Origin of the sequence: Trinickia sp. EG282A, assembly GCF_040965455.1 — a bacterium.
Taxonomy (GTDB): domain Bacteria; phylum Pseudomonadota; class Gammaproteobacteria; order Burkholderiales; family Burkholderiaceae; genus Trinickia; species Trinickia symbiotica.
Map to the genome: position 1 here is coordinate 330,466 of NZ_JBFRCC010000003.1, position 14,151 is coordinate 344,616.

12 protein-coding genes are annotated in these 14,151 nt (G+C 62.7%); 3 read left to right on the forward strand and 9 right to left on the reverse strand.

Annotation, left to right across the window (positions count from 1 at the left end):
* Positions 1 to 131: 131 nt before the first annotated feature.
* Positions 132 to 854, forward strand: coding sequence for a GNAT family N-acetyltransferase (locus AB4Y31_RS15995; RefSeq protein ID WP_368674750.1), 723 nt, complete (start codon positions 132 to 134; stop codon positions 852 to 854).
* Positions 855 to 947: 93 nt separating this feature from the next.
* On the opposite strand, the gene AB4Y31_RS16000 is transcribed toward AB4Y31_RS15995, so the two are convergent.
* From AB4Y31_RS16000 to AB4Y31_RS16035, 8 genes are all read right to left on the reverse strand, one after another.
* Complete coding sequence (locus tag AB4Y31_RS16000; RefSeq protein WP_368674751.1) at positions 948 to 1,547, reverse strand: LysE family translocator; 600 nt, start codon at positions 1,545 to 1,547, stop codon at positions 948 to 950.
* Between the two features lie 82 nt (positions 1,548 to 1,629).
* Complete coding sequence (locus tag AB4Y31_RS16005) at positions 1,630 to 2,262, reverse strand: RBBP9/YdeN family alpha/beta hydrolase (protein ID WP_368674752.1); 633 nt, start codon at positions 2,260 to 2,262, stop codon at positions 1,630 to 1,632.
* A 128-nt stretch (positions 2,263 to 2,390) separates the two neighbouring features.
* The gene (locus AB4Y31_RS16010; protein ID WP_368674753.1) at positions 2,391 to 4,061 is read right to left on the reverse strand and encodes an ABC transporter substrate-binding protein; all 1,671 of its coding nucleotides are present in this window, start codon (positions 4,059 to 4,061) and stop codon (positions 2,391 to 2,393) included.
* A 254-nt stretch (positions 4,062 to 4,315) separates the two neighbouring features.
* Positions 4,316 to 6,388 (reverse strand): family 2A encapsulin nanocompartment cargo protein cysteine desulfurase, encoded by a 2,073-nt coding sequence (locus AB4Y31_RS16015; protein WP_368674754.1) that lies wholly within the window; start codon positions 6,386 to 6,388, stop codon positions 4,316 to 4,318.
* On the reverse strand, positions 6,363 to 7,295 hold the full coding sequence (locus AB4Y31_RS16020; protein WP_018438571.1) for a family 2A encapsulin nanocompartment shell protein: 933 nt from the start codon (positions 7,293 to 7,295) through the stop codon (positions 6,363 to 6,365). Before AB4Y31_RS16020 ends, AB4Y31_RS16015 begins: the two co-directional genes overlap by 26 nt.
* A gap of 182 nt (positions 7,296 to 7,477) precedes the next feature.
* On the reverse strand, positions 7,478 to 7,723 hold the full coding sequence (locus tag AB4Y31_RS16025; protein ID WP_018438572.1) for a helix-turn-helix domain-containing protein: 246 nt from the start codon (positions 7,721 to 7,723) through the stop codon (positions 7,478 to 7,480).
* A complete protein-coding gene (epsC, locus tag AB4Y31_RS16030) occupies positions 7,720 to 8,694 on the reverse strand; it encodes a serine O-acetyltransferase EpsC (protein ID WP_368674755.1) in 975 nt (324 codons plus the stop codon). The genes AB4Y31_RS16025 and epsC overlap by 4 nt, the downstream gene beginning before the upstream one ends.
* 145 nt (positions 8,695 to 8,839) lie before the next feature.
* Complete coding sequence (locus AB4Y31_RS16035) at positions 8,840 to 9,307, reverse strand: rhodanese-like domain-containing protein (protein ID WP_368674756.1); 468 nt, start codon at positions 9,305 to 9,307, stop codon at positions 8,840 to 8,842.
* Between the two features lie 300 nt (positions 9,308 to 9,607).
* Between AB4Y31_RS16035 and AB4Y31_RS16040 the strand changes: the two genes are divergently transcribed.
* Positions 9,608 to 10,435, forward strand: a complete 828-nt coding sequence (locus AB4Y31_RS16040) for a MetQ/NlpA family ABC transporter substrate-binding protein (RefSeq protein WP_368674757.1) — start codon at positions 9,608 to 9,610, stop codon at positions 10,433 to 10,435.
* 139 nt (positions 10,436 to 10,574) lie between these two features.
* Here the strand turns inward: AB4Y31_RS16040 and AB4Y31_RS16045 are convergent, their stop codons facing one another.
* Positions 10,575 to 11,351: a hypothetical protein gene (locus AB4Y31_RS16045; protein ID WP_368674758.1), complete on the reverse strand. Its 777-nt coding sequence runs from the start codon at positions 11,349 to 11,351 to the stop codon at positions 10,575 to 10,577.
* A gap of 368 nt (positions 11,352 to 11,719) precedes the next feature.
* Here AB4Y31_RS16045 and AB4Y31_RS16050 point away from each other — a divergent pair, with 368 nt between their 5' ends.
* On the forward strand, positions 11,720 to 14,119 hold the full coding sequence (locus AB4Y31_RS16050) for a M48 family metalloprotease (protein WP_368674759.1): 2,400 nt from the start codon (positions 11,720 to 11,722) through the stop codon (positions 14,117 to 14,119).
* The last annotated feature ends 32 nt before the right edge of the window (positions 14,120 to 14,151 follow it).

Here is a 14,151-nt window from a genome sequence, read left to right on the forward strand (position 1 = left end):
CGCATCGGGTTGGTCGAGTGATCGGACGCTGGTCCCATCGAACAGGTTTGCTGTGGCTCTTACGAAGTGACCGCGTTTCCCGTATCTTGTGTTCTTGACACACATGATCAGGCAGGTAACCGGAGAACGATGTGGGCCAACGTCTCAACGAATACGGGCAAGCGATCGGCGAACCGATGTCCTACTGGCAATCAGCCAGGGCCCCGGGCGATCAGCCGATAACGGGACGGTATTGCCGGCTCGAGCGGGTGAACGTCGAGCGTCACTTGGACGATCTGTACGAGGCTTACCGTGCCGCGCCCGATGCGCGCGATTGGACCTATCTGTCAGTCGGGCCATTCGAAAGCCGCGAAGCGTACCTCGACTGTCTCACCGCCCTCGCCGCATCGCCCGACCCGCTGCATTACGCCGTCATCGACCTATCGACAGGCAAGGCCGTCGGCACGCTCGCGCTGATGCGTATCGACAAAGCCAATGGCGTAATCGAAGTCGGCTTCATCGTGTTTTCGCGGCGCCTGCAGAAGACGCGCATGGCAACCGAAGCGATCTTTTTGCTCATGCGGCGCGTATTCGACGAACTCGGCTACCGGCGCTTCGAATGGAAGTGCGATGCGCTGAACGCCCCATCGCGTAGCGCTGCGGCGCGGTTCGGCTTCACGTTCGAAGGCATTTTCCGGCAGGCTGTCGTCTACAAAGGACGCAACCGCGACACGGCATGGTTCTCGATCACCGATAACGAATGGCCCCCGCTGCGTGCAGGCTTCGAGGAATGGCTCGATGAAGCGAATTTCGACGCGCGAGGCATGCAGCGGCGAACGTTGCGGGACTGCATCTCCGGCCAGCACAGTGCGTAGAGCGCACTCACGCGCACTCCGAGCCGACTTGACGTTCGTGCTCAACCGAGCGGACAACGGGAAAGAAACAGGAATGGCGCGTGGGCGAAGCAGCTAGCGAACTGCCGACCAAGCCACTGTGACGGAAAACGCAGCAAGCACGATAGACGCACCTCGAAGGAGGTACGTCGGCTCGAGCCATGCAAGTCGCCCCTTTCTCAATTGCGCGCCGAATGCCACCCACAGCAAGCCAATCGGAAAGAGCAAGGCGATGAAGACTCCCATGACTTCCATATAGCCAGCCGCGCTGGCGAATGCTTCCGCCGGAAAGAGCGTTCCGCCGAAGAGTACCGCTTTCGGATTCAATAGCGTTGCAACGAACAGTGCTCGCATGCCCACGGTTCTCGAATGTCCGCCTGCCAAGTCGAGCGCCGCGCTCCACATGCGAACGGCGAGATAACCGATATAGACTGCGCTCGCTAAGCGTAGCGCCCATGGAAGCCAGGGCAGTTTGTGTGCGAGCTCAAGCAAGAACAACCCCCAAATGGAGATTGCAATCACATACCCGCCGCATTCGGCTATCGTGAGCCGGGCGGATTGGCGAAAGCCATACTCAAGGCCCGCCGTCGCGAGCAGCGTGTTCGTCGGGCCTGGCATCGCGAGCACGAGGAGCACCGCGAGCAAAAAGGAGGCAAGGCTATGTAAAGGGACCATGCGTTTCCATTCCACGAAGGAAGCATGGGCAGCTCGCCCGCGCGAAGCAACCGGCATCCCTCCTTATTGTTAGGCGCCGAGTTTACTCCATCCCAATTGGCAAAAGATTCGTCGGCGCTTCGCGCTCGTCCGCCTTTTCCTCGCGGCGCGGCTCCTTGCTCTCGATGAAGTGCGGTGCTGCCCAGTGAATGAGTGTATCGACGAAGTATTTCGCGCGAGGCCAGGCGCCAAAGCCGGATGTCACGTTGATGTGTCCTGCCGGCCCGAGGTTGATGAACGCCGCGCCCCAGGCGCGCGCAAGCGCGCGCGCACCGTCGGCCGGCATCCAGGGATCGTTCTCACTGCCCACGACGATCGACCCGACGTTCAGACGCCACCGGTACAGCTCGTTCTCGACGCCAAAGCGCGCAGGGCTAGCCGGTGCAACCAGCAGGACGCCAGCCACGCCCGGCAGCCCCTGCCCGATGGCCTGCGCAGCGGCGAGGCATCCGAAACTGTGCGCAGCGAGCACGAAAGGTCCGCGTTCAGACGAGAGCTGTTGCCATATCGTCGCCGACCACGCTTGCAGATCGGCATTGTCCCAGTCGCGCTGCACGATGCGGATCGGCCGGGCGAATTGCCGCGCGAGCCATGTTTGCCAATGCGCGTCCTCGCTGCCATGCAGGCCCGGCACGATGACAACTCGCGGGGGCCACCGGGTGCTGCACGATGACATGTCGTTTCTCCCGAACCAAGGGTCGAAACGCCACGCTACCTCGCATTGGCGCACCGTACAACGAAGGAAAAGTGGAATTCAAATCAGCCCACTGCGTCATGCAGCGGGCCGTCGAGTATGCCGGCCGATCAGTTCAGCGAAACGCCGTCGAACCGGTGACTACCCAACGGCGAAAGCAGCATTCCATTCACCCGCTTCGACACTGGCAACGAGACGATCGAATGGGCGATGGGCGTATAGGGCACCTGCTCCTTGAAGATGACCTGCGCCTGCCGATACAGCGCGGTGCGCTCATCGACGTTCGATGTCGCCCGCGCCTTGTCGATCAGCGCGTCGAACGACTTGTCGCACCACTTTGACACGTTGCTGCCATGCACCGCATCGCAACCAAGCAAAGTACCGAGCCAGTTGTCCGGGTCGCCGTTGTCCCCCGACCATCCGTAGAGGATCGCGTCGTGCTCGCCGCCTTGCTTCGCGCGCCGATTGTACTCACCCCATTCGTAGCTGACGATCTTCGCGCGCACGCCGATCTTCGCCCAGTCCTGCTGGATCAATTGCGCCATGAGCTGAGCGTTCGGGTTGTATGGGCGTTGAACGGGCATGGCCCACAAGGACAAATCGAAGCCGTTCGGGAATCCGGCCTGCGCGAGCAACGCCTTCGCTTTGGCGAAATCGCGCGGCGCATCTTTCAGTTGATCGTCGTAGGACCACTGCGCGGGCGGCATCGGATTTGTCGCGAGCCTCGCATTGCCCGAGAACACCGCTTGAATGATCGCTTGCTTGTCGATGGCCATGTCCAGCGCGCGCCGAACGTCGAGCCGATCGAGCGGCGAGTGTTGCGTGTTGTAGGCAACGAAGCCCACGTTGAATCCGATGCGCGAGATCAGCGTGAGCGACGGATTGCGCTTGACCGTTTCGAGGTCGCCGGGACGCGGGAACACCGAAACCTGGCATTCGCCGCCTGCGAGCTTCTGGATACGCGCGGCCGGATCAGGCGTGATCGAAAACACCAGGTGCGCGAGCTTGACGTCCTCCGGGCGCCAGTAATCGGGGTTTCCGTCATAGCGGATCAGTGCATCCTTTTGGTAAGAGCGGAATACGAACGGCCCTGTACCGACCGGCAACTGGTTGATATCGGCCTCGCGATGCGTCGCGCTCAGCTTCGCGGCATATTCGGCCGAGAGAATCGACGCGAAGCTCATCGCCAGATTGCGCACGAAGATGACGTCGGGCTGTTTCAGCCGGAAGCGCACCGTGTAGTCGTCGACTTTGTCGATCGCATCGATGTTCTTGTCGAAGCCAAGGTCGGTGAAATACGGAAAACTGGCGGGATAAGCCTTACGGAACGGATCGTCCGCATGAAGCATGCGATTGAACGTGAAGAGCACGTCGTCGGCATCGAATTCGCGGGTCGGACGGAACCACGCGGTCGTCTGGAACTTGACGCCCTTTCGGAGATGGAACGTATAGGCTCGCGCATCGGCCGATACTTCCCAGTTCGTGGCGAGTGCCGGCTCCAGATCGAGCGTGCCGCGTTTGAATTGCACCAACTCGTTGTACACCGTGTAGGTGCTCGCGTCGAAATCGGTGCTCGTCGTGTGCTGGCCGGGATCGAAGCCGGCGGGGCTGCCTTCGGTACAAACCACCAGCGTTCCCGAAGGCGCCGCCCAAGCCGTCGAAGGTTGCAGCAAGAGGCTGATTGCCTGCGCTACGAGTACGCCAAGCGTCAAAGCAAATCGGGATGAACGCGCAAACGCGCGCTCGATTCGCGTAGAGAACCGATAGAATCGATGCGTCATAAGCATGGTACGAGATGAGATTAGTGCATGACGGCCGCTACCGAAGCTCGACGACTCGCGGGCTTCCCGAAGTATAGTCTTCCGCATCGATGTCGTACCGCCCCGGATGGCAGCGAATGGCGCATGCTAGCCAACGCGCCGCATCGCACGAAGCAACGTTTTCTCATATGCTTTTCGCGCCGACGAGCGCGTGCACGTGCGCACGAGGTCCTTCCAGTGCGAGGGCACACGCGCCCGCGCGACGTCCGCACTCGTCAACCGCTGCGTGCGGACAATTGCCGGATGACCGACACCATCGCATCGACTTCATCGCAGGTGTTGTAAAACGCGAGTGACGGCCGCACCGTGGCTTCGAGCCCGAAACGCCGCAAAATCGGCTGTGCGCAGTGGTGCCCCGAGCGCACCGCGATCCCCTCTTCGTTCAGCGCCCGGCCAACCTCTTCCGTCTCGTAACCCTTCAACACGAACGAAAGCACACTCGCCTTGTCGCGTGCCGTGCCGATGAGCCGGACACCCGGCACCGGAACGAGCCTGCTCGTCGCATATGCGAGCAAATCGTGCTCGTAGCGCGCGATGTTCTCGATGCCGATCCGCTCGACATACTCGAGCGCGGCACCCAAGCCGACGGCATCGGCGATATTGCCCGTGCCCGCCTCGAAGCGATTCGGCGGCGGCTGAAACACCGTCCGCTCGAACGTCACGTCCGCGATCATGTTGCCGCCGCCCTGCCAAGGCGGCATGTCGTCGAGAATGGCACGCTTGCCATACACCACGCCGATACCCGTCGGCCCAAAGATCTTATGGCCCGAAAACACAAAGAAATCAGCATCAAGCGCCTGCACGTCCACGCGCATGTGCGATACCGACTGCGCGCCGTCGACCAGTGCCTTTGCGCCCGCACTGTGCGCGAGCTCGACGATCTCGTCTACCGGCACGACCGTCCCGAGCGCATTCGACACCTGCGTAACCGAAACGATTTTCGTCCGGGCTGAAAGCAGCTTGCGGTATTCGTCGAGCAGTACTTGGCCTGAATCGTCGACGGGAATCACGCGCAGCTTCGCGCCCGTTTGCGCGGCGAGCTGCTGCCACGGCACGATGTTCGCGTGATGCTCGAGATGCGACACGATAATCTCGTCGCCTTCACCGACGTTGCTTGCGCCCCACGTCTTCGCGATCAGATTGATCGCCTCCGTCGCGCCACGCACGAAGACGATCTCGTCCGGCGACGCGGCGCCGATGAAACGCTGCACAATGGATCGAGCATTCTCGTAGGCATCCGTCGCGCGACCCGCGAGTGCATGCGCGGCGCGATGGATGTTCGAGTTTTCATGCGCATAGAAATGCGCGAGGCGATCGATCACGGCTTGTGGCTTTTGCGTCGTTGCCGCGTTATCGAACCATACGAGCTGCTTGCCGTTCACTCGCTCTTGCAGGATCGGAAAATCCCGACGAATCGCATTGACGTCGAACGGGGGGCGAGCAACGGGCATCGCCGGACCTAGGCCGCGCGGATCGCGCGTGGCGTGGGCATCGTCGAGGAAGTACGGCGCGGCGCTCTGCTCATGACGATACGGCTCGGCGCTCGTCGAAAAACGGTGAATCGAAAGCATCGAGCGCAGATCGTCTTCTCCCGGCAATCCGAACGACCGCGGGGTCACGCCCGCACCTGCCGGCAGGGCGATGTCCTGAGCGGGACGTTGCCAACCCTGTTCCGGCGTGCCGACAAAATAGTACGGCGACGGTTGTCCTGCAGACGTGTCGCGCGCTGCAGTCGGCGATGTGATCGAGTTCGCCCCGTTCGCCGCAGCCGCAGCCGCGGACGACGGTACGTGCGCGTGCAAGGGCGGCACGCCCAGCGCCGCCCCACCGACACGCGGCTCCAGCGCGGGAGCAATCGTCACCATGTTGTCGGGCAAGCCGTTCTGCGCTGCCGCATGCGGTGCAAGCGCGGGTGCGCGATTGCCAAGCGTCAGCACGTGCGTCGGCGCGGCCGGCAGCAGATTTCCGCCCGGCACGCGGCCCGCCGGCAGCGATGCGCCGGGCACGCCCGTGCCTGTGCCGCCCGGCCCTGCGAGCGGCGAGCCGGCCGGCGCCGCGTTCGACATCGCAAGAAGAACGGGCGCTGCGGCAGGCCACGCGGACGGCAGGCCGCCGACGGCGGAAGCACCATCATGCGGCGCGGCCGCGCCCGGCAGCGTCGAAAAGAACGCGTTCGCGAGACGCGTGAGCGTATCCGCGTCGGGCAGCCCCGCCGGCACGGAAGCGGCGGGAACGTCGGGCAGCGCAGCGCCCGTGCGTCCGTTAGCGGTAGGTGTCGGGGTATTCATGGTACTTGCCGATTTCCACATCTTCGAGCACCGCGAGCGCATCGGGCGAATGAACCGCAAGCGAGCAATAGAGCGAGATAAGATACGACGCGATCGCCTGGTTGTTGATGCCCATGAAGCGCACCGACAGTCCCGGGCCCTGCTCGCCCGCGACGCCCGGCTGATAAAGGCCCACCACGCCCTGGCGCTTGTCGCCGACGCGCAGCAGCAGAATCTTCGTCTTGCCGTCGGCGACGGGTACTTTGTCCGACGGGATCAGCGGGATGCCGCGCCACGTGATGAACTGCGAGCCGAACAAATTGACCGTCGGCGGCGGCACGCCACGGCGCGTACATTCGCGGCCGAATGCGGCGATCGCAAGCGGGTGCGTGAGGAAGAACGCCGGTTCTTTCCAGACCTTCGTCAGCAGTTCATCCAGATCGTCGGGCGTCGGCGCGCCCGTCAGCGGGAAAATGCGCTGGTCGTCAGCAACGTTCGCGAGCAAGCCGTAGTCGGGGTTGTTGATCAGCTGGCTTTCCTGCAATTCCTTGATCGTTTCGATCGTCAGGCGCAGTTGCTCCTTGATCTGGTCATGCGGGCTGCTATAGAGATCCGACACGCGCGTATGCACGTCGAGCACGGTGCTCACCGCATTGAGGAAGTACTCGCGCGGGTTTTCTTCGTAGGGGACGAAGGTCGTCGGCAGCGTGCCCTCGTCTTCGCGAGCCGTGCACGCGGCCCGCACGGCCTCCGGGTTCTTCACCTGGTTCAAGCGGTAGATGCCCGCCTCGACCGGTACCCATTGAAGCAAATGAGTCAACCAGCGCGGCGTGATCGTCGAAAGCTGAGGTACGGTCTTCGTGGCATTGGCAAGTTGCCGTGCTGCGTTATCGCCGAGCGCGGTCGGGCCGCTCACTATCGTCGACATTCGGTAAGCTCCAGGTCGATAGAAGAAAAACGGGAATGCTTATAACGGCTGAGAATTATCAGGAGCCCGAACAAACCGCTCAACATGCTATAGCCGTCACCGTCCGGCCGAACCGGCAACGCGTGACGGCCCCGCATGCACGTATGCTGGGATACGTCGATTCGAACACGGAGCGCCAGGCTTTAACTGTGATCGTGGACGGGCAGACTCTCGACGCTTGGCGCGGGCAAGAGCGTCGCCATCGAGACACCGAACGCACGTGCGAGCTTGTCGACGGTCACGATGGAGGCAATCGCCATCCCCCGCTCGATTTCGCCGACGTAAGAGCGATTCAGCCCGGCGTGCTCGGCGAGTTCCTCCTGCGACCACCCATGTGCTTCGCGAAGTGCGCGCACGGCCGCGCCGAAATTGCGGACGAGCGCAGTCATCCATGCGCTCCTATCGTCAGTCCCACGGCGATCTCAGACGAACGGGCAGACTCATTGCGCAGGCTGGCCTGCGTGACGTGACTGCCGGGCGCGACGTCGTGCGTGATCCATACATTGCCGCCGATCGTCGCGCCGCGGCCGATCGTGACGCGGCCGAGTATCGTCGCGCCCGCATAGACGACCACATCGTCTTCGACGATGGGATGACGCGCGAGCCCCTTTTCGAGGTGACCGTCGGCGTTGCGGGGAAAACGCTTTGCTCCAAGCGTCACCGCCTGGTACAGACGCACCCGCTCGCCGATGATCGCCGTCTCGCCGACTACGACGCCTGTGCCGTGATCGATGAAGAAGCCCGCGCCGATCCGCGCGCCCGGGTGAATGTCGATGCCCGTCTCCGCATGCGCAAGCTCCGCGACGATCCGTGCGAGCAACGGCAGGCCGAGCCGGTACAACTCGTGCGCCAGCCGGTGATGGATCATGGCGAGCACGCCCGGATAGCAAAGCAGGACTTCGTCGACGCTACCCGCCGCCGGATCGCCGTGATAGGCGGCGATCACATCGGTATCGAGGAGCGCGCGAATCTGGGGGAGTCGCTGCGCGAAGGCTTGCACTGCTTTAATCGCATGCGCGTCAACCCCCCGAAAGAAGTCCCCGTGGGGCGCGGGCTCGCTATCCGCCGTCTCGCGTCGCGCGACATAGAGCAACTCGAGCTTCGCTTGCGCAAGCAAAGCATGCAATGCAGCGTCGAGTGCATGGGCGACGTAGAAATTCTCGCTGTCCTGACGAAGATCGGTCGGCCCGAGCCGCATCGGGAACAAAACGCCTTTGAGCGCTCTGATCACTTCCGATAGCGCATCACGCGACGGCAAATCGCGTCCGCCCGGTTCGATTGCACGTTTTTGTTCGTCGCGCCATCGCTGCCGGACCGCCTGCAGCGATCTGAGGATTGGCTCGATATCGAATAGGGCCACCGGCCTCACTCCTATTTGTTCATCATGGGCTAGCGGTCGATAGCGTTCACCCCGGAATGCGTCTGATATTCAATTACGTGGTACGCGGAGCGAGACGCACGCCTGCCCAATACGTTTGGGCTGCAATAACCGTCCAACAGTCGTTCTAGTCCTGCACCCACGGCAGCCCATGGAAACGCCAGCCGCTTTTGCCGCCGCGATGCTGCGCGTCATCGAGATCGCCTTCGAATCCTTCCAGTACGTTGAACGCCTGTGCAAACCCCGCTTTCGCCGCGGCTTCGGCCGCCAAGGCCGAGCGATTGCCGCTGCGGCAGAGCAACAGCACGACCGCGTCCTTGCCGGCTTTCGCTTCGAGCTCGCGCACGAAGCGAGGGTTGCGCGTGAGGCTCGTTCCGGTCGCCCAAGGCACGTGTACGCTGCCCGGCACATAGCCAACAAATTTGCGCTCCTCAGCGGTTCGCACATCGACTAACACCGCGCTGCCTTCCGAAAACATGGCCCACGCATCGCGCGGGGCCACGCCGCCGGCATGACCCAACCCTGCCGCCGCCGCCGATTCACGTGCTGTCTCGAGCACTGCTTGGAGCGGCCGTTCTTCGAGCACTGCTGCCATTGCGCCTCCTTTCCGTTCCGCGGCTGATTCGCCGCAAGCCGTCTATAGCCATCAAGAGGCGATGATGCGCTGCCCGCTCGCGAAGGAGAAACAACGAATTTTCATTTCTAAAGCAGCGATAAGCGATATGCGAGCCGTGCGGGCGACCCCATCGCGGCATGACGGCATCGTGGTATCGGTCGCCGGTGCTGTGACTCATTGCTTGCGCTGATCCGCGATAACAAAAGCGCTCGATATTGTTTGCGCCGCAACGCGCGTCTTTTTACGATCTCGTGACCTTCACTTCGATCGCATTTGCGTATGAAAACAACGAAGACGCTCAAGGCCGCATTCCTGTCCCTGCTCCTGACTTGCGGCATCGTGAGCGCGCAATCGGCGCAGGCCGATGGACAAACGGTGCGTGTCGGCATCATGTCGGGCGAAGACGAGGACGTATGGCGAGTGGTCGCGGCCAACGCCGCGAAGCACGGAGTCACCGTCACGCTCACGACATTCTCCGATTACACGCAGCCGAACGAAGCGCTCGCCCAACACGATCTCGACGCCAACTCGTTCCAACACAAGCCCTACCTCGACGCGCAGATTGCAGCACGCCACTATGAGATCGTGCCCGTCGGCTTCACCTATGTGCAACCAATCGGCCTTTACTCACGCAAGGTGCAATCGGTCACCGCACTGCCGCAAAACGCGACGATCGCCGTGCCGAACGACCCGAGCAACGAAGGCCGCGCGCTGCTGTTGCTGCAAGCGAACGGGCTCATCAAACTAAAACCCGATGTCGGCCTGCTGCCGACCGCGCGCGATATCGCCGACAATCCGAAGCACATTCGGATCAGGGAACTCGACGCCGGTATCGTCGGCCGCGCGATCGACGACGTGGACGCGGCCGTCGTGAATACGGACTGGGCGATCAAGGCGGGCATCCGAATTCCACAGGAACGGATCGCACAGGAAAAGGTTGAGCGCAATCCTTATCGAAATTTCATCGCGGTCAATGGGAAAGATGCAAAGGCGCCCTGGGTTAAGGCGCTCGTGGATAGCTATCAGCAACCCAACGTCGCGTCGGCGATCCTGACCGTCTATCGCGGTGCGACACTTCCGGCATGGGAGGGTGCGCCGCAGCACTGAATCCGCGGCTCGGACAAGCGGCGGCTATCGTTCAAGTACGAGCGTTGTTCGCTCTTTGATCAACCTCGATCGTCCCCGTCGGGTCTTGCACGCGGGGACAATACCGCCTGGCACGGCACGCCGCCAACGCCGGAGCGGCTTATGACGCAGTAGATTTGCCAATCTCGCCCAGCCTCGAAAACAAGGCCTTCGCTGGCAGTTTGCTTGCAAGTCGGAGTTGCTCCTTATGCAGTTCGCTGAGCGTCGCGTCAATTTCCTCCCGCGTCGGCTTCAACGGTGCGAGCGCCGAGGCGAGCGCCGGCACGATCTGTCGCACCATGTAACGCCGCGACGTTGATCTGATCTGCCAGACCACCATGGCGAGACCTAGCGCCATGAAGAAGTAAATGCCGTAGTTCGAATCCGCCGGTTCAATCATGCCGACCGTCACCGATCCAATAATCATTACCACGAACGCGACCAGTATCATCAGAATGTCCCTCAAATTGACACGGCTGGACGCGAAGTACCGCTCGACCTTGGTCGACAGCGCAATGAATGGATCGCGAATCAATTCCCGGCGCTCTTCCGGTTGCAGAGAAGGCAATGCAGTGCGAACCCGCTCTTCCAGCGCAAGCCGATCGCGCCAAGCCGATTCCAGGTTGGGGTAGGTCTGGGCCATCAGTTCGGGCAACGCCGCGCGCGCCTTCGCCACGCTGGCATAGGTGGACAATTCGCTTTCGACCGGCGTGCGGCAAGTCAGGCAACTCCGGTGGTACCCCACCAATCGGCCCTCGCCCACCGAGATGTTGTACACGTGGCCCGCTGAGCCGACCCGTTGCAATTTGAACGCACGCGGCTCCCGGCAGATTGGACAAAAGTCCGCCACATAGCCGTGCTTGCGATAGACGAGTTTTCGGCCCCAGAAAATGAACATATATTCTCCCAGTCATGCGCAGCGCCCGGCATGCGCCTTTCATTGATATTTCACGTGCTCGTCCGAAACGGAATGGCGGCCTATTCTGCCGCATCTTTTTTCAATTCGCGACGTTTTGTGGATTCGGCGTTTCCAACATACAACGCGGAGCGCGTCGAGCCCGGCTGTCAATCGGCTGTGAATCGGCTGTTGCAACGGTGCAAATTGACAGATCCCTTAATCCGCGGGCTTCGACAGAATCGATTACTTTTCACATTCAGATGTCATAATCCAGCGCGAGGCAGGCGTCGCTTCGCCGCCAAGTCTGCAACGAGAAAACAAAGATGACGACCCTATACCCGCCCGGGCCGAGCAATGTGCCGGCCGGCTTGACGCGCCCGACCGCTTCGTATCAGCGCAATGCATGGTTGGCCGTGGCCGGCCTGCTGCTCTTCATCGTGCTTTATTTCGCGCTGACTGCTTGGTTTGCCTTTGCCGGCCTCAGGGGCGCGTTGCGGTTGGCGTTGGATGGCGCTTCGGCGAGTCTGCCGGAATGGCTCGCCTGCGGCGGCAGCCTGTTCCTGGCGGCGTTCCTGGCCAAGGCGCTGTTCTTCATCCGCAAAGGCGAGCACGCCGATGGCGTCGAGCTGACGCGCACGGAGCAGCCGCGCCTCATTGCCTTCCTCGAGCAGATTGCCGATGATGCCGGCGCCCCCCGCCCGCATAAGGTGTTCGTCAGTGCGCGCGTCAATGCGGCGGTGTTCTACGACTTGTCGCTGCTCAACCTCATCCGGCCTTCGCAGAAGAACCTGGAGATCGGGCTCGGGCTGGTCAACCTGCTGAACCTGAGCGAATTCAAGGCAGTGTGCGCGCATGAGTTCGGGCATTTTGCGCAGCGCTCGATGGCAGTGGGCCGATGGGTCTATACCGCGCAGCAGATCGCGGCCCATATCGTCGCCAAGCGCGATCTGCTCGATCGCTTCCTGCGCCGTCTGTCGAATCTCGATGTCCGCATCTCCTGGATCGGCTGGCTGCTCAGCCTCGTCGTGTGGGCGTTGCGGGCCATTGTCGACACCACGTTCCGTTTGGTGATCATCGCCCAGCGCGCACTGTCGCGTGAAATGGAAATGCAAGCCGACCTCGTGGCCGTGTCGCTGACCGGCAGCGACGCGTTGGTACACGCGTTGCACCGGCTGCAAATCGCGGACGATGCCTGGGACCGGACGTTGGGTTTCGTGCGCAGCGAACTCGGCAATCAGCGCCCGCCGCGCGATGTATTCATCGTGCATCAGGCTATGGCCGACCGGCTCAATCGCATCTATAACGACCCGTCGTACGGTCAACGCCCGCGCGTTCCGGTCGAGGGGGCCGCTGCCTTTCGCGTGTTCAATCGGGAGCTCGCGCAGCCGCCCCGCATGTGGGCCACGCACCCGCAAAACCATGAGCGCGAGGAGAACGCCAAACGGACCTATCTGGCCGCGCCGGCCGACGAACGCAGCGCATGGGCGTTATTCGACAATGCCGAGGAGCTGCGTGAGCGGATGACCGCCAAGCTGACCGGAAACACCGAGCACGCCGCGGTCGAGCCGGAAGTTTCTCTGAAGCAGTTGGACGAGCAGTTCACGCAGGAACACCTCAAGCCGCAGTATCGGGGCATTTACCTGGCGTTTCCCGCGACCCGACAAGCGCGCTCGGCAGACGCGCTGACGGAAGCGGTGACGTTGGCCGGCCCCCTGCACCTCGACATGCTGTATCCGGCAACCATCAGTCAGGATCTGGACCGGCTGCGCGCTCTGGAGCGCGAGCATGCCCTGCTCTCGTCGCTGCGCGATGGGCGGTACGATGCCCCCGACGGGATCATCCGCCACCGGGATCGGGTGCTGCGGCGCGCTGAGCTGCCGGCCGCGATCGCCGCGGTGGATGCCGAGCGCGCGGCTGTCCGTGCCGCTCTACAGACCGTCCTGAAGACAGTGCGCAGTGCCCATCTTGCCGCCGCCGGTGCGCTTTCGCCGCAATGGCGCGACTATCTGAAAGGCCTGTTGAGCGTGCTGCACTATGCCGAGCACACCGAGGCCAACGTGCGGGATGCGCAGGCGTACCTGTCGCTCTGGAGGCAACGCGCAGCGGCGGGCGGCTCCATCAGCGAGAAAGGCGTGGGACATATCCTGCGCGCGGCGGAATTGTTGCAGCGGGCGTTGGTTCAAGTGTTTCGGGTGGCCGAAGACGTCGAGCCGGGTGCGCCCGTGTTGGCTGCGCTCGGCATCGAAAGCTGGTCCGCCGCATTGGGCCGCTTCGGCCTCAATGACCCTGTACGCGGCAACATCAACGACTGGCTGCGCGTGGTCGACGGCTGGGTTCACCATGCGGCGGGCCGCCTGTCCGCGCTGCGACGCGCCACGCTGGACGAACTGCTGCGCTCCGAGGCGATCGTTGCCGCAGCCCATGCCGCCCCGGGCACAGTACCGCCGGACGCCCCGCAGCCCGCACCGTCCGCGCCCGCAACCTTTGACACGCTGGTCGTCGGTACCGAACGCATCGCTCGCGTGGAGAAGCCGACGTTCTCGGAACGCTTCCGCTCCGCCAACGGCTTGCTCCCCGGCTTCGCGCGCGCCGTCGTCGCGCTCGGAATCGTTGGCTCCATGATGGTATTCGGCTGGACGCAGGGTCGCGTAACGATGTTGCACCACAACGGGTTGGTCCGCGATTCGTCGACGGCGATAGACGGACAGCGTATCGAGGTGCGATCCGGCGGCTCGACCCACTTGAGCTTGCAGGGCGGCCGAGAATGACCCGCGAATGACCTGTTCACGGCCTGGCTGGC